The organism is Bradyrhizobium lablabi, from assembly GCF_018131005.1.
GTDB lineage: Bacteria > Pseudomonadota > Alphaproteobacteria > Rhizobiales > Xanthobacteraceae > Bradyrhizobium > Bradyrhizobium lablabi_D.
In genome coordinates this window covers 233,230-252,886 of sequence record NZ_JAFCJK010000004.1, presented here as the reverse complement: position 1 = coordinate 252,886, position 19,657 = coordinate 233,230, and the positions used below count along the sequence as shown (strand labels likewise).

Annotated in this window: 16 protein-coding genes; 9 read left to right on the top strand and 7 right to left on the bottom strand. The window is 64.4% G+C overall.

Annotation, left to right across the window (positions count from 1 at the left end):
- Window positions 1-55: 55 nt before the first annotated feature.
- Genes pncB through JQ553_RS14225 form a run of 3 tightly spaced genes read left to right on the top strand, consistent with a single transcriptional unit; the run spans window position 56 to window position 3,484 of the window.
- A complete protein-coding gene (gene pncB, locus JQ553_RS14235; protein ID WP_212500588.1) occupies window positions 56-1,360 on the top strand; it encodes a nicotinate phosphoribosyltransferase in 1,305 nt (434 codons plus the stop codon).
- 45 nt (window positions 1,361-1,405) lie between these two features.
- Window positions 1,406-2,701, top strand: coding sequence for an O-acetylhomoserine aminocarboxypropyltransferase (locus tag JQ553_RS14230; protein WP_212500587.1), 1,296 nt, complete (start codon window positions 1,406-1,408; stop codon window positions 2,699-2,701).
- A gap of 3 nt (window positions 2,702-2,704) precedes the next feature.
- On the top strand, window positions 2,705-3,484 hold the full coding sequence (locus JQ553_RS14225) for an alpha/beta fold hydrolase (protein ID WP_212500586.1): 780 nt from the start codon (window positions 2,705-2,707) through the stop codon (window positions 3,482-3,484).
- On the opposite strand, the gene JQ553_RS14220 is transcribed toward JQ553_RS14225, so the two are convergent.
- The 3 genes from JQ553_RS14220 to JQ553_RS14210 all read right to left on the bottom strand — a co-directional run bounded on the left by JQ553_RS14220 (window position 3,485) and on the right by JQ553_RS14210 (window position 6,644).
- Window positions 3,485-4,507 carry a S1C family serine protease gene (locus tag JQ553_RS14220; RefSeq protein WP_212500585.1) on the bottom strand — a complete coding sequence of 341 codons (1,023 nt, stop codon included), beginning with the start codon at window positions 4,505-4,507 and terminating at the stop codon, window positions 3,485-3,487.
- Window positions 4,508-4,588: 81 nt separating this feature from the next.
- On the bottom strand, window positions 4,589-5,038 hold the full coding sequence (locus tag JQ553_RS14215; RefSeq protein WP_212500584.1) for a hypothetical protein: 450 nt from the start codon (window positions 5,036-5,038) through the stop codon (window positions 4,589-4,591).
- 7 nt (window positions 5,039-5,045) lie between these two features.
- Complete coding sequence (locus tag JQ553_RS14210) at window positions 5,046-6,644, bottom strand: GMC family oxidoreductase (protein WP_212500583.1); 1,599 nt, start codon at window positions 6,642-6,644, stop codon at window positions 5,046-5,048.
- A gap of 253 nt (window positions 6,645-6,897) precedes the next feature.
- Between JQ553_RS14210 and JQ553_RS14205 the strand changes: the two genes are divergently transcribed.
- Window positions 6,898-8,529 carry an NAD(P)/FAD-dependent oxidoreductase gene (locus JQ553_RS14205; protein WP_312015143.1) on the top strand — a complete coding sequence of 544 codons (1,632 nt, stop codon included), beginning with the start codon at window positions 6,898-6,900 and terminating at the stop codon, window positions 8,527-8,529.
- Between the two features lie 634 nt (window positions 8,530-9,163).
- On the opposite strand, the gene JQ553_RS14200 is transcribed toward JQ553_RS14205, so the two are convergent.
- Window positions 9,164-9,541 carry a hypothetical protein gene (locus JQ553_RS14200; RefSeq protein WP_212500582.1) on the bottom strand — a complete coding sequence of 126 codons (378 nt, stop codon included), beginning with the start codon at window positions 9,539-9,541 and terminating at the stop codon, window positions 9,164-9,166.
- On the opposite strand from JQ553_RS14200, the gene JQ553_RS14195 reads away from it, so the two are divergent.
- Window positions 9,540-10,763, top strand: a complete 1,224-nt coding sequence (locus JQ553_RS14195) for a mandelate racemase/muconate lactonizing enzyme family protein (protein ID WP_212500581.1) — start codon at window positions 9,540-9,542, stop codon at window positions 10,761-10,763. The two genes, JQ553_RS14200 and JQ553_RS14195, sit on opposite strands and share 2 nt — an antisense overlap.
- A 162-nt stretch (window positions 10,764-10,925) precedes the next feature.
- On the opposite strand, the gene JQ553_RS14190 is transcribed toward JQ553_RS14195, so the two are convergent.
- From JQ553_RS14190 to JQ553_RS14180, 3 genes are all read right to left on the bottom strand, one after another.
- Window positions 10,926-12,158, bottom strand: a complete 1,233-nt coding sequence (locus JQ553_RS14190) for an ABC transporter substrate-binding protein (protein WP_212500580.1) — start codon at window positions 12,156-12,158, stop codon at window positions 10,926-10,928.
- A 187-nt stretch (window positions 12,159-12,345) separates the two neighbouring features.
- Window positions 12,346-14,385 carry a hydantoinase/oxoprolinase family protein gene (locus JQ553_RS14185; protein ID WP_212500579.1) on the bottom strand — a complete coding sequence of 680 codons (2,040 nt, stop codon included), beginning with the start codon at window positions 14,383-14,385 and terminating at the stop codon, window positions 12,346-12,348.
- 6 nt (window positions 14,386-14,391) lie between these two features.
- Window positions 14,392-16,044, bottom strand: a complete 1,653-nt coding sequence (locus JQ553_RS14180) for a hydantoinase B/oxoprolinase family protein (RefSeq protein WP_212500578.1) — start codon at window positions 16,042-16,044, stop codon at window positions 14,392-14,394.
- Between the two features lie 291 nt (window positions 16,045-16,335).
- On the opposite strand from JQ553_RS14180, the gene JQ553_RS14175 reads away from it, so the two are divergent.
- The 4 genes from JQ553_RS14175 to JQ553_RS14160 are packed head-to-tail and all read left to right on the top strand — an operon-like array spanning window position 16,336 to window position 19,569.
- Window positions 16,336-16,812 carry a DUF305 domain-containing protein gene (locus tag JQ553_RS14175; protein WP_212500577.1) on the top strand — a complete coding sequence of 159 codons (477 nt, stop codon included), beginning with the start codon at window positions 16,336-16,338 and terminating at the stop codon, window positions 16,810-16,812.
- A gap of 11 nt (window positions 16,813-16,823) precedes the next feature.
- A complete protein-coding gene (locus JQ553_RS14170) occupies window positions 16,824-18,281 on the top strand; it encodes a YncE family protein (protein WP_212500576.1) in 1,458 nt (485 codons plus the stop codon).
- Window positions 18,278-18,808 carry an RNA polymerase sigma factor gene (locus JQ553_RS14165; protein WP_212500575.1) on the top strand — a complete coding sequence of 177 codons (531 nt, stop codon included), beginning with the start codon at window positions 18,278-18,280 and terminating at the stop codon, window positions 18,806-18,808. The genes JQ553_RS14170 and JQ553_RS14165 overlap by 4 nt, the downstream gene beginning before the upstream one ends.
- Entirely contained in the window at window positions 18,805-19,569 is a 765-nt protein-coding gene (locus JQ553_RS14160; protein WP_212500574.1) for an anti-sigma factor, read from the top strand. Before JQ553_RS14165 ends, JQ553_RS14160 begins: the two co-directional genes overlap by 4 nt.
- The last annotated feature ends 88 nt before the right edge of the window (window positions 19,570-19,657 follow it).

Sequence of the window (19,657 nt, the reverse complement as noted above, 5' to 3'; positions counted from 1 at the left end):
CATGCTTCACCGAAACCCACTGGGCGGGTAGCCTCCGGCACGATAAGGTTCGGGCATGACGGTGACTGATATTGCAACCCGCACCTACAACCATGGCTGGCGGCTCGATCCGATCGTGCGCAGCCTGCTCGACACCGATTTCTATAAGCTGTTGATGCAGCAGATGATCCGGGAATGCTACCCGGAGACGCGCACGACATTTTCGGTGATCAACCGCTCCACCCATATCAGGCTCGCCGAGGTCATTGACGAGGGCGAACTGCGCGCCCAGCTCGACCATGCCCGCACCATCCGCTTCTCCAAGAAGGAGCTGATCTGGCTCGCCGGAAATACGTTCTACGGCACGACGCAGATGTTCTCGCCGGACTTCATCAACTGGCTCTCGACGTTCCGCTTGCCCGAATACGAGCTGAACAAGGTCGATGGGCAGTATGAACTGCATTTCCACGGGCCCTGGACCCACACCACGATGTGGGAGATCCCGGCGCTCGCTATCCTGAACGAGTTGCGTTCGCGCGCGGCGACCAAGACGTATGGCCGCTTCGCGCTCGACGTGATCTACGCCCGCGCGAAAGCCAAGCTGTGGTCCAAGGTCGAGAGGTTGCGCAAGCTGGAAGGGTTGCGCCTGTCCGATTTTGGCACGCGCCGCCGCCACGGCTTCCTCTGGCAGCGCTGGTGCGTCGAGGCGGTGAAGGAGGGCCTCGGCTCGTCCTTCACCGGCACGTCGAACGTGCTGCTGGCGATGGACAATGACCTCGAAGCGATCGGCACCAACGCGCATGAACTGCCGATGGTGGCCGCGGCGCTTGCCGATTCCGACGAGGAGCTGCGCTGGGCGCCCTATCGCATCCTCGATCAATGGCGTCACGCCTACGGTGGCAATCTGCTGATCGCGCTGCCCGACGCGTTTGGCACCAAGTCGTTCCTGCGTGACGCACCGGACTGGGTGGCGGACTGGACCGGGTTTCGTCCCGACAGCGCACCGCCGATCACGGCCGGCGAAGAGATCATCAAGTGGTGGAAGCAGAAGGGCCGCGATCCCAAGGAGAAGCTGCTGGTCTTCTCCGACGCCATGGATGTGGGCTCGATCGAGGAGACGTTCAACCATTTCAAGGGCCGCGTCCGCATCAGCTTCGGCTGGGGCACCAACCTCACCAATGATTTCGTCGGCTGCGCGCCCGACGGCTCCGCTGAGCTCGACCCGATCTCGATCGTCTGCAAGGTGACGTCGGTTGACGGCCGGCCGGCCGTGAAGCTTTCCGACAATCCGGAGAAGGGGACGGGTATTGCGTCCGAGGTCGACCGATACTTGCGCGTGTTCGGCAATGTCGGCCGCGTTCGCACCGCAGTTCACGTCTAGACTGACGCGCACATTCTTCTCATCGACTGACCCGACGAGCTCCGCATGCCCGCACCCAAGCCGCCTGCCTTCGAAACCCTGAGCCTGCACGCCGGCCAGCGCCCCGATGCCGCGACCGGCTCTCGCGCCGTTCCGATCTATCAGACGACGTCGTACGTGTTCCAGGACGCTGATCACGCCGCGGCACTGTTCAACCTGGAACGCGCCGGCCACATCTATACGCGCATCTCCAACCCGACCACCGCGGTGCTGGAAGAACGCATCGCCGCGCTCGAATGCGGTGTCGGCGCGGTCTGCACCGCGAGCGGCATGGCCGCGATGCACCTCGCCATCGCGACGCTACTCAATGCCGGCGACCACATCGTTGCCTCGGCCTCTCTCTATGGTGGCACCATCAACCTCTTGGCCCACACGCTGCCGCGCTTTGGCATCACCACGACTTTCGTGAAGCCGCGAGCACTTGACGATTTCCGCGCCGCGATCAGGCCGAACACGCGGCTCGTGATCGGCGAGACCATCGGCAACCCCGGTCTCGAAGTGCTCGACATTCCAGCAGTCGCGCAACTCGCGCATGAGGCGAAGATTCCGCTGTTGATCGACAACACCTTCGCGACGCCTTATCTCAGCCGCCCGATCGAGCTCGGCGCCGACATCGTGATGAATTCGGCGACGAAATGGATGGGCGGCCATGGGATCGCGATCGGCGGCGTCATCGTCGATGGCGGGCGGTTCAACTGGCACTCCTCGGGCAAGTTTCCGCAACTGACCGAGCCCTACGCCGGCTATCATGGCATCGTCTTCGACGAACAGTTCGGCAAGGCCGCCTTCATCATGCGCGCCCGCACCGAGGGCTTGCGAGATTTCGGCGCGTGTCTCTCGCCCACCAACGCCTTCCAGCTCCTGCAGGGAATCGAGACGCTCGGGGTCCGCATGGACCGCCACATGAGCAATACGCATTCGGTGCTGGAATTCCTCGCCGCCAACAAGGCGGTCGACTGGGTTCTGCATCCTGCCCTGGAGACCCACCCGGATCACGCGCTTGCCAGGAAGCTGCTGCCGCGCGGGGCGGGCTCGATCGTCAGCTTCGGCATCAAGGGCGGCCGCGCCGCCGGCAAGAAGTTCATCGAGCAGCTCAAGCTGATCAGCCATCTCGCCAATGTCGGCGACGCCAAGACGCTGGTGATCCACCCGGCCAGCACCACCCATCAACAGATGGATGCGGAGCAACTCAAGGCGGCCGGTGTCGGTGAAGAGCTGGTGCGGCTCTCGGTCGGCATCGAAGCCGTTCAAGACATCATCGACGATCTCGGCCAGGCGTTGCGCGCCTCGCAAAGGACTTGAGACATGCAACTCTCCGTCAACGGTATCGACACTTTCATCGCCACCGGCGGCAAGCCGTTCGATCCGTCTCTGCCGGTTGTTGCGATGATCCACGGCGCCGGCTTCGATTCCTCGACCTGGGCGCTGCACAGCCGCTGGTTCGCCCACCACGGCTATTCCGTGCTGGCGCCGGACCTGCCGGGCCATGGCCGGTCATCCGGGAAGCCGCTTCCGACCGTCGCCGAGATGGCCGACTGGACCGCGGCGCTTCTCACGGCTGCCGGCGCGCCCAAGGCAAGGCTGATCGGACACTCCATGGGCTCGCTGATCGCGCTCGAGACCTCCGCGCGCCATCCCGACAAGGTCTCCGGCCTCGCCTTGATCGGTACCGCCGCGACCATGACGGTCGGTCCTGATCTCCTGAAGGCCGCTGAGGCCGACGATCCCGCCGCGATCGACATGGTCTCGATCTGGGGCCTCGGCTTCAAGGCCGAACTTGGCGGCAGCCTCGCGCCGGGACTGTGGATGCACCAGGGCGCGCAGCGCGTGCTGCAGGAGACGAGGCCCGGCGTGCTGTACAACGACCTCAACGCCTGCAACACCTATCAGAACGCGCTCGCCGCCGCCGCCGCCGTCAAGGTGCCCGCGACCTTCATCCTCGGCGAGCGCGACATGATGACCCCGGCGAAAGCCGGCAAAACGCTCGCCGCCGCGACGCCGGACGCCCGCATAGTGGTGCTCGCGGGCGCCGGCCACATGATGATGGTCGAGCAGCCCGACGAACTGCTGGCGGCATTGCGGTGATCACTGCTTCGCCGGCTTCCGTTCGATCGGATGGATGTCGATCGCGCGCAAGCGGCCGAGGCGCAGCACGTCCATCGAAAGCATCCGGTCGATCCGGTCGCGGTCGAGCGCGCGGATCAAGTCGTCGACGCCGTTGATCTCGATGCCGTCGAGCCTGATCACGACGTCGCCCGGCAACAGCCCGGCTTTCGCGGCCGGACCGTCCGGCTCGATCTGCGCGAGCAGCGCTCCCATCCTGTTCTCGACGCCGGCAATCACCGCATGGCGCCGCGGAACCGGCGCGGTCTGCCCGGCGACGCCGATATAGGCGCGGCGGACATAACCGTGACGGATGATCTCGGACAGCACGAACTGCGCGGTGTTGCTCGCAACCGCAAAGCAGATGCCCTGCGCGCCGTTGATGATCGCGGTGTTGATGCCGATCACCTCCGCATTCGACGACACCAGCGGCCCGCCGGAATTGCCGGGGTTGAGCGCGGCATCGGTCTGGATCACGTCCTCGATGGTCCGCCCGCTGACCGAACGGATCGAGCGGCCGAGCGCCGACACGACGCCCGCCGTCACGGTCGATTCAAAGCCGAGCGGATTTCCGATCGCGACCACGAGCTGGCCGCGCCGCAAAGTCTTGGAATTGCCGAGCGAAGCGTAGGATAAATCTCGTGCGCCATCGGCCCGCAGCAGCGCAAGGTCGGTATCGGGATCGACGCCGAGCACATGGGCGTCGGTAACGAAGCCTTCGGTGTCGCGCAGGCGGATCTCCTTCGACGATCCGACCACATGGCTATTGGTGAGCACGAGGCCATCGGGCGAGATGACGATGCCCGAGCCGAGGCCGCCGCGCTCACGCGCATTGCGCACCTTCGGCCCGGTCTCGACCCGGACGACGGCGGGACCGACGCGTTCGGTGACGTCGATCACGGCATTGGAATAGGCATCGAGCAAAACCCGCTCATCGTCGCGGGCAGGGGCAGCCGCCCGCGGTGACGGCCTGTCACCGGCGGTATCAGAGGTAAAATCCAACATGGCGAGAATCCTTTGGGTCACACAGATGGTGGCCGGGAACCGCCGCCGCAAGTGGCCACGCCTGGGCGCAAGGCTGGCCCGCTAGCGCGCCCGTCTCAACCCGCCGCCCCGTGCCTTGACCGGATCGAGCAGCGACCAGTCGCCCTCTGGCAACACATGCCCCTTGGGGAACGGCGCGCGCAGTTCGAGCCCGAGCGAGCGCAGCACGCGATCGTCGCGGTAGTAGCATTGCAGGACGACGCGAACGAGGGTTGCGGCCGCAGCCCCGCCGCCGCCTCGGAACTCCTTCGCCACCGCCTCGCGCTCCGCATCATCGAGCTCGGCAAGCGGCATGCCGGCGAGCCGCGCCAGCTGATCGAGCGCGTGCCGCACCAGCGCAGTGTCGCGGCCGAGCGTCTTGAGCATGTCGGCCTGGATGGTGGGATCATCGGCACCGGGCACCCTGTACTCGTCGCTTGCGGGAATGATCATCGCGGCGACGGTCCGCAGGTCGTTACGCTGTGTCAGTGTCAGTTCATTGAAGTCGGACATGGCGATCTCAGTCGAAGAGATTGGCGAGGCGCTGCTTCATCTGGTCGGCGACGTAGAGCGCGATGGCCTGGATGGTGGAGGTCGGGTTGACGCCACCCGAGGTGACGAACACGCTGCCGTCGACGATGAAGAGGTTCTTCACGTCATGCGAGCGGCCCCATTCGTTCACCACGGAGCGCGCGGGATCGGTGCCCATCCGCGCAGTGCCGAGCAGGTGCCAGCCGCCCCACGGGATCGGGTTGTTGATGCAGATGTCGGACGCGCCGGCGGCTTCGAGAATCTCCCTGCCGCGCGCCAGTCCGTGCTCCATCATTTTCCGGCTGTTCTCGCTGATCGTGTAGTCGATCCTTGGTGCGGGAATGCCATGATCGTCCTTCAGGATGGGATCGAGCGTGACGCGGTTGCGCTCCTCCGGCAAATCCTCGCAGATCGCCGAGACCGCGATGCGGTGGCCGTTGAGCTTGCGGAAAACGCGGTGATGATCCGCGCCCCACGGCAGAATGCCCTTCTGCTCGCTCGCGACCGCTTCGAACACCGGACCCGCGCCGCGGCCGAACTGGATGCCGTAGCCGCGGACGAAGCCGCGCGACGGATCCGTGTCGTAGAACTCCTTGCTCCAGAGGCAGGTCGGCGGCGCGCGGTTGCTGTCGGTCGGCTCGTTCACGAAGCCGTAGATCTGCGCATAGGGATGAAACATCAGGTTCTTGCCGACCAGACCCGACGAATTGGCGAGGCCGTTCGGAAATTTGCCCGACACCGAATTGAGCAGCAGCCGCGGCGTGCCGACGCCGTTGCAGGCGATGATGACGACTTCGGCCGGCTGGAACTGCTCGACACCATCCTTGTCGTAGTAGACGACGCCGGAGGCCATGCCGTGCTCGTTGGTCAGTATCTCGCGCACCCGGCAATGGGTCTTGAGCTCGACACCTGCGCGGATCGCATGCGGCCAATAGGTGATGTCGGTCGAGGCTTTTGCGCCTTGCGCGCAGGCCGGCGTGCAATGGCCGAGATTGATGCAGCGTGCCCTGCCCTCATAATCCATTGTCGCAACCGTGGTGTCCGACGGCCACCAGTGCCAGCCGAGCCTGTTCATCGCTTTCGCGACGATCGGACCCGACAGGCCGAGCGGCTGCGGCGGCATCGGCGGACGTGTCAGCGGCGACAGCGGATCGCCTGACAGGCCAGAGACGCCCATCATCCGGTCGTTCTCTTCGAAGAACGGGACCAGCGTGTCGTAGTCGATCGGCCAGTCATCGGCGACGCCGTCGAGCGTTTTGACCCGGAAATCGCTCGGATGAAGCCGCGGCCAGTGCGCGGTGTACATCACGGTCGACCCGCCGACACCGTTGAAATTGACGACCTTGATCGGCGAATTGTCGTCGTTGATCGGATAGTCCTCAGGGCGGCGACGGACGTTGGGGCTGGTCGACCAGTCGCCATAGAACTTGGCCTCCCAGTCGCGGCCGGTGCTCGGATATTCCGCCGGATTCATCCAGCCGCCCTGGTCGAGACAGAGGATATGCATTTTGGTGTCGGCGAGGCTCCAGGCCACCGCAGCACCGGAGGCGCCGGCGCCGATGATCAGGACGTCAACGGGATCGTTCATTCGGATTCCTGTTGTTCTTCTTTCTTGCGGGCGTTTCCGCCGCCCCTGGCGGGGCGACCGTTGCTTCACGAGCGACGATAGGGTGAATCCGGATGCGGAGTAAAGGCAGGCGATCACCCGGCGCAGGACCTTCGGTGGCGGACGGCTGCCTCGCCTTGCAAATCGCGATACCAGCTCCGCTTTTCGACGTTTGGCTTGCGCTGCCATTCCGGCTAGCCTTGCGGACAATAAATATCTGCGGGAGCAACGCCACGTGACCGGTTCGCGCGAGGACATGGGTCCGACCGATCAGTTCGACTATGATGTCATCATCATCGGCGCCGGCCTGTCCGGCATGTATCAGCTTTACCGGCTGCGCGAGTTGGGCTTGCGGGTCCGTGTGTTCGAGGCCGGCACCGGCGTCGGCGGCACCTGGTACTGGAACCGCTATCCCGGCGCGCGCTTCGATTCCGAGAGCTATTCCTACGGCTACTCGTTCTCCAAGGAGCTGTTGCAGGAATGGGAATGGTCCGAGCATTTCGCCGGCCAGCCGGAGACGCTGCGCTACTGCAACTACGTCGCCGACAAATTCGACTTGCGCCCCGACATCCAGTTCGAGAGCCGCGTTGCGAGCGCGATTTATCAGGACGACACAAGAAGCTGGGCGATCACGCTTGCCAGCGGCGCGCGCCACACTACGCGCTTTCTGATCACCGCGATCGGCCCGCTTTCGACGCCGACGCTGCCGCGCATCGAAGATCTCGGCAGCTTTCGCGGCCAGTCTTTCCACACCGCGCGATGGCCGAAGCAGCCGGTGCATCTTGCCGGCAAGCGCGTCGCTGTGATCGGCACCGGCGCCACCGGCGTGCAGACGATCCAGACCATCGCAGCCGAAGTCGGGCACCTCACCGTGTTCCAGCGCACGCCGAACTGGTGCGCGCCGCTGCACAACGGCAAGATCGACGCCGAGACGCAGCTGAAGATCAAGGCCGGCTATCCTGAGATCTTTCGGCGCTGCCACGAAACGTTTGCCTGTTTCATCCACACGCCCGATCCGCGTGGTGCGTTCGAAGTCTCTGACGAGGAGCGAGAGGCGTTCTACGAAAAGCTCTATGGCGAACGCGGCTTCGGCATCTGGCAGGGCAATTTCCGCGACATCCTGATCGACCGCAAGGCGAACGCCACAATCAGCGATTTCGTGGCGCGAAAAATCCGCGAGCGCGTCAAGGACCCGGCGGTTGCCGAAAAGCTGATTCCGAAAAACCACGGCTTTGGAACTCGGCGGCTGCCGCTCGAGACGTTCTATTACGAGGTCTACAACCGCGACAATGTCGAGCTTGTCGACCTCACGGAGACGCCGATCGAGCGGATCACGCCCGACGGCCTCAAGACCCGCGACAAGGACTACCAGTTCGACATCATCATCTTCGCGACCGGATTCGACGCGATCACGGGCAGCTTCGACAAGATCGATTTTCGCGGTGCCGGCGGCGCGCTCTTGAGGGACAAGTGGAAGCGCGGTCCCGAAACCTATCTCGGGCTGATGGTCGACGGCTTCCCCAACATGATGATGCTGATGGGACCGCACACCGCGCTCGGCAACATCCCGCGCAGCATCGAATACAGCGTCGACTGGGTCACCGGGCTGATCCGCTTCGCACATGAAAAGGGGTTGACCTTCCTCGATGCAACGCCGGAGGCAACTGCCAATTGGACCGATCATGTCAAGGCGCTCGGCGTCGGCCTGCTCTCCAACGAGGTCAACTCCTGGATGACCGGCATCAATTCCAACGTCGAAGGCAAGCAGACCCGCATCGTCGCCCGCTACAGCGGCAGCGCGCCGGACTATCGCGCACGATGCGACGAGGTGGCGGCGAAGGGCTATGACGAACTGAGGCTCGGGTAGCTTTTCGTCGTCTTGTTAGACCCGTCATCGTGAGGCGCTCGCGGAACGCGAGCCTCGAAGGGTGCACGCCCCCGCTGGTGGCCGTCGTGCTTCGAGACGCGCGTTCTCCGCTCCTCAGCATGACGGGGATAGGGATCGCGATCCTCTCCGTCGTCATTGCGAGCGTTAGCGGAGCATACATCGTACAACATATGAGAACGATCGATTGCCTCGTCGCTTCGGTGCAAAATTGCTTTTGCAATTTTGTCGCGAGCTCTTCGCAATGATGGGATGGGTTCGAGTTCAATTGTCCGACAACGATGAGGATGTGAAGCCGCGGTCTCGCGGCACGATCTGCTCGAGTTTTGCGTGTCGTTCTGCCCTCTCCTGAGGGAGAGGGCGCAGGGAAAGCCGGGTGCCGATCGCACCCATGGGCCCGGTGCAACAAAAAGCACCGGGGTAGGACCACAGGTGTAACCGGAAACAACCCGGCTTTCCCTGCGCGATGGTTTACGGCTTACTTCGCGCTCTCCCCGGCGAGACCAGGCTTGGTTGTCACCGTCATCCCTGAGAAGCGTGAGCTTCTTAAGAACTTAACGCCAGCCACTGGGGCGTCAGGACCACACGACTTCGCCGTCCGCCTCGCGCGCCCTCGTCAGTTGCGCACTCCGCGTCCACCGCATCCCACCGCAACACTCGTGACGATCGCGAAGCGCCCCTCGATCAGGTGAGACGGGCGGAATTGAACAACTGATTTGCCCGACGACGGAAGCGAAATGTTTTTCGCCTGAGGACTGGACAGGTTTTCGAGTGATTTGCCCGTCAGGCTGTCTTGATACACCCATCGCCTAAAATCGCTATTGCAAGCGAAGCGACCCGCCTGGAAAGTCTCAACCTCACCTTGCCGCACGGCAAACCATTCGGCCCCACAACCGGCCAATCCGCATTGATGCCCTGCCCTGGCGCGATTGACGCGCTCGCCGATCCGTTGTTGGTATCGGGCAATACCAACAAAATCGGGGCAGGAAACCATGGCCAAATCGACCACTGTCAGAAGCGTCGAAACGCTCGCTTGCGATGCCGGCTGGCGGAATTATCACTTCGTCAAGGTCACGACCGAGGACGGACTGGTCGGCTGGAGCGAATACGACGAGGGCTTTGGCGCGCCCGGCGTCACCGCGGCGATCGAGCGGCTGTCGGCGCGCCTGATCGGCAAGAACGCGTTCGAGCATGAGCGGATCTATGTCGAGCTGTTTGCGGCGACGCGCCCCGCCGCCGGCGGCGTGGTGGCGCTGGCGTTGGGCGCGATCGAGAACGCGCTGCTCGACGTCAAGGCCAAGGCGCTGGGCGTCCCCTGCTACGATCTGCTCGGCGGCAAGATCCGCGATCGCGTGCGGGTCTACTGGTCGCATTGCGCGACCTGGCGCATCAATCATCCCGACTGGTACAAGCCCGCCATCACCGATCTCGACGGCGTCAAGGCGATCGGCCGCGAGGTGCGCGAGAAGAAGTTCTCGGCGATGAAGACCAACATCTTCCTCTACACCGACGGGAAACCTCTGGGCTGGCGTCCCGGCTTCGGCGCGCCGTTCCAGCCCGAGATCAATGTCGACCGCAGCGTGCTGCGCAATCTCTGCATGCATCTTGAAGCCATCCGCGACGGCGCGGGGCCGGATGTCGATCTGCTGCTCGATCTCAACTTCAATGCGAAGACGGAAGGCTATCTGAAAATCCTGCGCGCCATCGAGAAGATGGACATGTTCTGGGTCGAGATCGACACCTTCAACCCGCAGGCGCTGGGCTATATCCGCCGCCAGAGCCCGCATCCGATCTCGTCCTGCGAGACGCTCTTGGGCTTACGGGAATTCCTGCCCTATTTCACCGAGCAGGCAATGGACGTCGCGATCATCGACACGCCCTGGAACGGGGTCTGGCAGTCGATGAAGATCGCCAACGCCGCCGAGCACTTCGAGGTCAACGTCGCGCCGCATAATTTCTATGGCCACCTCTGCACCATGATGAACGCGCATTTCTGCGCGGCGGTGCCGAACTTGCGGATCATGGAGACCGATATCGATCGCCTTGCATGGGACCACGAGCTGTTCACCCATGTGCCTGAATATGTCGACGGCCACCTTGTGATCCCGGATCGCCCGGGCTGGGGCACCGAGCCGAACGAAGAGGGCCTGCGCGCGCATCCACCGAAGAACAAGGGCGGGCTGTTGAATTACGGGCTGGCGGCAGCGAAGCGTTGAGTGTCACCTCGCCCCGCTTGCGGGGAGAGGTCGGATCGCATCGAAAGATGCGATCCAGGTGAGGGGGACTCTGCGCATGCTCGTGACCCACCATCTTCGCGGAGACAGCCCCTCACCCTACCCTCTCCCCGCGAAGAGCGGGGAGAGGGAGAAGTATGGCCCTCAATTATCATCCTTCACCTTCGCGAATGCGCTGTCGACGACGTCACCGATCGGCTGCCAGGCGGTGCCGTCGAACTGTACCAGGCGCATCTGCTTGATCGGGCGGAAATCCTTCGGCCCGGTTTTGATCACAATCCCGGGCAGCGCGATCGGGCTCTGGTAATCCAGCGAGGCCGCCTGCCGCATGACGTTCTCGCGCGAGAGACCGTCGCCGCATTGGCGCAGGACCTGGACCAGCGTATCAGCCGCAGCATAGCCGAACACGGCGTAGAGATCATCCTTGTCGCCGTCGGGGAAATACTTGTCCATGAAGTCGAGCCACGCCTTGATGTGCGGATCCTCCTTCCAGGACGCGTCGCTGGCATCCTTGAGGAACGAGGTCGAGATCACGCCAAGCGCATTCTGCAGGCCGGCGGGACGCAGCGCGCTCGCGATCGAGGCCGAGGCATTGTCGAGGATGAAGACAGGGTGCCAGTCGAGCTCGGCAGCAACGCGGATCGCGCGCGCGGCGATCGCGGGCGCGCCATCGAACACCAGGATGTCGGCGCCTGAGTCCTTCAAGATGCCGACCTGGACCTGGATTGCGGTCTCGGAAGCGTCGAAGGCGAGATCGGCGACGATCATCCCCGCGGTGTCGCCGAGCCCTTCCTGCAATCCCCTGAACAGATCGCGGCCGAACTGGTCGTTCTGCCAGAGCACCGCGATCTTGCGATCGGGATAAGCCGCCTGGATGTAATTGGCATAGATTCGACCTTCCGCGCGGAACGTGGGCTGCCAGCCCATGGTCCACGGATAGGTCCTCGGATGCGCCCACTCCTCGTCGCCAGACGCGACGAAGAGCTGTGGAACCTGCTTCTCGTTCAGGTATGTCCGCACGGCCAGATTGCTCGGCGTGCCGAACGAGCCGAACATCAACAGCACATTCTGCTTCTCGACGAGATCGCGGGTCTGCTCGAGCGCGGTCTTCGGATTGGAGCTGTCATCGACCGACGTGAAGCGGATCTTGCGGCCGTTGATGCCGCCGCGCTCGTTGATCATGTCGAAATAGGCCGCCTCCGCCCGTCCGATGGTCGCGAATGCGGCCAACGGCCCCGTATAGGGCATGACATTGCCGATCCGGATATCGGTGTCGGCGGCGGGCGCCTCAGGGGTCTGGGCGCGCGACGGCGCGGCGACGAGCAGCACGGCAACGAGAAGGGATATCGACAGCGCAATTTGTTTTCTTGTTCGCATCAGCATCGCCTTAAGACGCCGGCAACATCGCCGCGCTTCCTCCCAGCGAAGCGAACCTTATCTTGCAAGGCAAGGCGTGAAAAATGAAATGTTGATGGCGAAGCGGCCATTACGGCATGCAGTCGATCACGGATCGTCTCACCCCTTCGGCTTGCTTGCGGGAGAGGGGTGCAGTCCAGCGTGGCCGTCAGCGCAACGTGATGTCGAGCCAACCCAGCGCATTGACCAGGACGCGGTCGCCGGTGTCAATCAGGACGGTCGTCGTCTCGGCCTCGATGACGGCGGGGCCGGTCAGCGAATGACCCGGCCGGAGATCGTCGAGCGCATAGACCGGCACCTCGCGCCATGCGCCGAACCAGGCCTGGCGCTTCGACCGCGGCGCGCACGGCGCGGCCGGCGACGCCGAGCTGACATTGCCGCGCGCCTGCGCAACCTTGCCGACTGCGGCGACGCGGGCGTTGACGAACACAACCTCCTGACCGCGCGACGCGTAGGTATAGAGTTCTTCGTGGCGGCGGTGAAAGCGCTCCTCAATCTCCGCGACGAGATCGGCGGTACCGAGGTCGAGGTCGCCGAGCGGCACATCGATCTCGAACACCTGCTCGCCATAGCGCATCTCCGCGGAGCGCTCGTTCGTGATGTCGCCCTTGAACCAGGCGCGCAGTCGTCCGGCGGCCTGCTCGTCCAGGGCGGCGAACAGCGCGCGCACGTCATCGGCAGAAATCCTGCCCGTCCCGTAGTGAGTGCGGCTGACCTCATAGCGGAGGTCGCTGGTCAGCATGCCCCAGGCCGACAGTACGGAGGCGACCGACGGCACGATGATGCGCCTGATCTCGAGTTCGCGCGCCACTTCGGCTGCGTGCAAGCCGGCCGCGCCGCCAAAGCTCAGCAGCGCGAATTTACGGGGATCGACGCCGCGGCGCAACGTCATCAGGCGGATGCCGTCGGCCATCTTCAGATTGATCATCTTGTAGATGCCGGCGGCGGCCTCCATCCGCGAGAGCTCAAGCGCAGCGGCGATGCGATCGACCGTGGCCTCGGCGGCCGCGCGATCGAGCGGCCTTGCGCCGCCCATGAAGGCCGCGGCATCGAGGTAGCCGAGCACGACGTTGGCGTCGGTGACGGTCGCGGCCGTGCCGCCATTGCCATAGCAGGCCGGCCCCGGCACCGAGCCGGCGCTTTCCGGCCCCACGCGCAAGGTGCGGCTGCCATCGACGCTCGCGATTGAGCCGCCGCCGGCCGCAATGCTCGCGATATCCAGGCTGCGTAGCGCGATGCGCTGGCCTGCAAGCATGCCGTCGGCCGAGAGCGAGGCCTGGCCGTCAGCGATCAGCGAGACATCGGTCGAGGTGCCGCCCATGTCGAACGGCACGAGATCGCGGATGCCGAGCAGGTCGGCGCAGCGGCGACTGCCGGAAATGCCGCCGGCAGGACCCGACAGCACGGTGCCCGCGGCGAGCCGCGAAGCCTCCTCCACGGGCGCCATGCCGCCATGCGACAGCACCACGAACAGCGTGCCCGAAAAGCCGGCCTCATGCAGGCGCTGCTCCAGATTGATGAGATAGCGCCGCACGATCGGCGCGACATAGGCGTTTACGATCGTGGTGGAGACGCGCTCATATTCCTTGATCTGCGGCAGCACGTCGCTGGAGCGCGACACGCTGACATCGGGCAACTCGCGCGCGAGTCGTTCCACGGCGGTGAGCTCATGCGCGGGATTGAGATAGGCATGCAGGAAACAGACCGCGACCGAGGTCGCGCCCGATCCTTTCACCGCCGTGATGACATCGCCGAGCGCGGTGGCGTCGAGGGCAACAGCCGTGCTGCCGTCCGCCTTCAGCCGCTCGCGCACGCCAAAGCGTCGCTCGCGCGGCACCAGCGGCTCGGGCGGCGGCGTGCGGAGATCATAGCGATCGGGCTTGAGGCCTTCGCGCATCTCGACGACGTCGCGATGACCCTCGGTGGTGAGCAGCGCGACCTTGGCACCCTTGCGCTCCAGCAGCGCATTGGTCGCGACTGTCGTGCCATGGACCAGGCGATCGGTGGCCGCGAGCATCGCCGCGCGCGTCACGCCGAGACGACGCGCCAGTTCGTCGAGCCCGGCCATGACGCCGATCGACTGGTCGGCCGGGGTGGATGGCGATTTTGCGAAAACCGTGCGCCCGGCTTCATCCGTGGCGACCAGGTCGGTGTAGGTGCCGCCGATATCGACTCCAATCGTGAACATGAGCGTCTATACCGCCTTCGAGACCAGACCCTGCGCGACATCGCGCGCGCGAGCGTCCGCCGATCGCTTTTCCGGCGGTCCCCAGCCGCCGCCGCCGGAAGACCGGATTTCAAGACAATCGCCGGGGCGAAGCTCGATGCCGACCTCCTTGGTTTTCAGCACCCGCGGCTCGCGGCCCTGCGACAGCAGACGGTAGCGGTGCGGCTCGCCGTCCTTGCCGCCGAGCATGCCGCAGGGACCGTGACGCGCGCCGTCTCCGGCGGTGTTGCCCTTGGCGGGCTTTTCCGTCTCCAGCACCATGTCGAGCGCAACGCCGAGGCCGCCGCGATGCTGGCCGTCGCCGCCGGAGTCGGGGCGGAATTCGTGCTGGCGGAAATGCAATGGGAAGCGCACCTCGGCGACCTCGATGCTGCCGAACTTCAAACCGCCGACTGTGTGCCACTCGCCGATCGACGAATAGCCGTCACCGCCGGGGGACGCGCCGCCGCCGGGGCGGGCCTGGAACATGTGCCAGATGAAATTGCGCCCGTTGCGCGGGTCCTCACCCTGGATCGCGATACGGAATCTTCGGCCCCATCCACCCATCACACGGTCCGGACAGGAGGCCGACATCGCCTTGATGATCGCCTCAACGATCTCGTTGGAGGGATGGCTGGTGCATAGCGTCACGGGGCGGCCGGGATCCGCCCACACGATCGTACCCTGCTTCGCCACGACCTTCAGCGGCCGCAGCGCGCCGGTATTCTTGGGAATGTCCGCATCGATCAGATAGGCAAAGGCCATCGCGACGGCAGCCTGCATATTCGCGTGCGAAGAATTGACGAAACTGGTCGATTGCGGGTCGGAACCGGTGAGATCGACTTCGATGTCGCTGCCTTTCTTCGTCACCTTCGCCGCGATCTTGATGTCGCTGCGGCCGTGGCCGTCGTCGTCGAGCAAGGCTTCGCCGTAGAACACACCGTCCTTCCAGGTCGTGACGACGTCGCGGGTCTGCTGTTCGGTGGCGTCGAGAATGGCCTCGATCGCGGCCTCGACGGTTTCGGCCCCAAACTCGGCGAACAGCCTTGCGATGCGCCGCTCGCCGAGATGGGCGGCGCCAAGCATCGCAGCCAGATCGCCGCGGAAGTCGCGCGGGTTGCGAACATTCAGCGCCAGGAGGTCGAGCAGATCCTCGCGCGGCTTGCCGGCCTCGTAGAGCTTGATCGGCGGGATGCGGATGCCTTCCTGATAGATCTCGGTCGCGCCGGGATTATAGGCCCCGTGGGTCGCGCCGCCGATGTCGCTCTGATGCGCACGCACGATGGTCCACAACAGGCGCTTGCCGCCGTCGAAGACAGGCACGAAGGCGGTGAGATCGGGCAGATGGCTGCCGCCCTGGTAGGGATCGTTGAGCAGGATCACATCGCCGGGCGCGACGTCCGCAAAACGCTCCTCGACCGCCAGCGTCGCCCAAGGCAGCGCGCCGACGTGGACCGGGATGTGGTCGGCCTGCGCGATCAGGCGGCCGCGCGTGTCGCAGATCGCGAGCGAGAAATCGCGGCTGGAATTAAGGATCTGCGAATAGGAGGTGCGAAGCATGGCTTCGCCCATTTCCTTCACGATCGAACTGAGGCGGTGCTGAACGACGGAGCGGGTGATCGGGTCGATCTTGGAGGACATTTTTGCCTTGCTTGCGCTTCCATTGCGCTGACGGGGTCGAGGAACCGGCCGATCGGAACCGGAGTTCCCTCTTATAGCCAGAGCACTCCGGATCGCAAACCGGCGCCTCCTGCGCCGACGACCAGGTCGCTCGTTCAGGAATTCGTGATCGGCGAGAATCCCACTCTTCCGGCGGAATAGAACGCGCCGCGCCGCGTCCACCCATGCAAGTCAGGCGCTTCGAGCGGTTCGCGGTGACCAGCCTCGGCCGGATGACGTGGGCACTCCCAATCAACCTTCAGGGTGGACATCATGATCCTGCGATTTTTCAGACCCGGCTTCGGCGCCACGCTGCTTGGCATAGGCGCGCTGTTCGCCCTTGTCGCTTCTCCGGTAGTGCACGCGCACGAAGCTCATCAGGCGGCCCAAAGCGCGCCGACGGCCGAGGAAAGCGCGTTCCTCGGCGAGAACGAGGCCGCGATGACCAAGATGATGAACAATATGGCTGCCAAGCCGAGCGGCGACATCGATCGCGATTTCGTCGCGATGATGACGCCGCATCACCAGGGCGCGATCGACATGGCCGTGATCGAACTGCGTTACGGCAAGAACGAGCAGCTGCGCCGGATCGCCCAGGAGATCATCGTCGACCAGATGCAGGAGATCGACGCGATGAAGCTCGCGATCGGCGAAAAGATCGCCGCGTCGGCGCCTGCCCCGACGCAATCCCTTTCGGCGGCGCCGGCCGCTCACGATCATATGAAGATGTCCCACGAGATGAAGAAGTAGGAGTCAAGACCATGAACCGCTATTTCCTGAAGAGCCTGTTGGCCACGACCGTGGTCGTGATATCGACCTCCGCCTTCGCCGGACAGGCGCCGGGCGCGGCGTCCGCGCCCGACATTCCAATCAGCCATCATGACCGTGTCTACGCCGCCGAGCAATTCTCCAACACGGTCTCCGTCACCGATCCGGTCGACAACAAGCTGCTCGGCGTCATCCGGCTGGGCGATCCGCAACCGGGCAATTTCAGCCCGCTCTACAAGGGCCAGGTTCTGGTCCATGGCATGGGCTATTCGCCCGACCACCGCACGCTCGCGGTGGTCTCGATCGGCTCGAATTCGGTGACCTTCATCGACACGGCGACAAACGCGGTCAAGCACGTCACCTATGTCGGTCGTTCGCCGCACGAAGCCTTCTTCACGCCCGACGGCAAGGAGGTGTGGGTCACCGTCCGCGGCGAGAACTATATCTCGGTCATCGATGCGAAGACGTTCAAGGAAACAGCGCGCATCGAAGTGCCGCCCGGGCCGGGCATGCAAATCTTCTCTCCCGATGGGAAATACGGCTACATCTGCTCGTCGTTCAATCCGGAGACCGACGTGGTCTCGGTCGCAGATCACCAGATCGTTGCGAAAGTGAAGCAGGAAAGCCCGTTCTGCCCGAACATCGCGGCTAGCCCCGATGGCGAGCAGGTGTGGTTCACGCTGAAGGATATCGGCAAGACGCAGGTGTTCAACGCGAAGCCGCCGTTCAACCCGGTCAAGACGATCGACACCGGCCCGATCACCAACCACGTCAATTTCGCCAGGACCGCCAAGGGAACCTTCGCCTATGTGACCATCGGCGGCACCAACCAGGTGAAGGTGTACAGGACCGACGACTTCTCGCAGGTCGCCACCATTCCCGTTGGCAACCTTCCGCATGGCGTTTGGCCATCCGGCGACGGCACGCGAATCTATGTCGGCCTGGAAAATGCCGACGCGCTCGCCGCGATCGACACTGCAACCAACAAAGTGATCGCGAATATCCCGATCGGGCAGGCGCCGCAGGCCATCACCTATGTGCCAAACGCTGTCGCCGATCCGGACGACCGGCAGAACCTGCAAGGCCTCGGCGTCGCCGGTCAGGTCGCTCACCTCACGCTCGCATCGACGAAGCAGCCAAGCGGCGACAAGCCGTCGACCAGCATTTCGCTGTTCGATCAGGGCCTCATCCAGGTTCTACAGGCCTCCGTCACCGGCCTCGGAGCGAAGCAGCCCTATGTGCTTGCGCTGGCCGACCACGCCGACGGCAGCGGCATGGTGCAGCCGCTCGCGGCTTTCAGGACGAACCCCGCCGGCTCCGCGATCGTCAACGCCGCTGGCCCGATCCGGCAGATCGTGCAAAGCTCGGCCGAGGAGGAGCGACGCTACCTCGTCATTGCTTCCGGCGAGCCGTCAAAACTCGGCGCGGTCGTGCAGGTGCAGACGCCATGAGCGACATGCTACGCCAGATCGAGCCGGTCATTCCGGCATTGCGGCGCTACGCGCGGGCGCTGGTCCGTAATCGCGCCACTGCCGACGATCTGGTGCAGGATTGCCTGGAGCGCGCCGTCGGTCACTGGCACCAACGGCGCGACGACGGCAATCCACGGCCATGGCTGTTCGCGATCCTCCACAATTTGGCGGTCAACCAGTTTCGCCGCACGGCGACGCGCGTCCAGCATGTCGCTATCGACGAGGTTCGGGAGCACGAGATCGGGCAGAACGCGTCACAAGAGCAGAAATTGATGTATCAGGACGTGATGAAGAAGCTCGCCGTGCTGCCCGACGAGCAGCGCGCCGTGCTGTTGCTGATAGCCGTCGAAGACCTGACATACGCGGAGGCCGCCAAGGCGCTCGACATCCCCATCGGCACCGTGATGTCGCGCCTGTCGCGCGCCCGCGAGAGGCTGCAGCAGGAGCTGGAACGGCCCGCCGGCAGACCATCAGACAACGTGGTACAGCTGCGGAGCAATTCATGACCAATCGCCCCATCGCGGAGGACGATCTGCACGCTTATGTCGACCGGGCCCTGGAGCCCGAGCGCGAGGCCGAGGTTGCTGCCTATCTGGAAAACCATCCGGATGTCGCTAAGCGCGTCGCAGCCTTCTCCGATCAGCGAGGCCTGTTGCGCTCTGCGCTGGCACCGATTGCGGAAGAACCCCTGCCGCCGCAGCTCAATCTTGCCAGGATCATCGAGAGCCGGCGCCGCCGCCCCTCGTCATTGCGCTGGGCGATTGCGGCGATGCTGATGCTCTCGATCGGAGGCCTCGGCGGATGGGTGATCCGTGACGCCACAGTGGCGCCCGCAAGCGGACTTGCCGAGCTCGCCCAGGAAGCAAGCGCGTCCTACCAGGTCTACGCCTCCGATCGAACCCGGCCGGTCGAGCTGCGTGACAGCGCCGAGCTCGTGCGATGGGTCTCCGACCGGCTGCGTCAGCCCGTCAAGCTGCCGGACCTGTCGAAGTCGGGATATCGCTTCATGGGCGGACGCATGGTGGCGACCGCGCATGGTCCCGCAGCCATGTTCATGTACGACGACGATCGGGGCGACCGGCTTGTCGTGTTCACGCGCCCGATGACGTCAGATCGGAACGCGCCGATGGCCCCGCTGTCGAGCGGCGACGTCGCAGGCTTCTCCTGGGCTGACGGTGGAATGGGCTATAGCCTCGTGGGACCGGGCGCAGCCGAATCCTTGAGGCCGCTTGCCAACGAGGTCCGCAAGCAGGCGCAGACGATCTAAGGCGGTGCTCACAGACCGCGCGCGCAGATCAGGGCGCATATGAAGTGAGGTCCGTTGGATAGCAGCGGTAGCGGATCGGCGTCGGGCC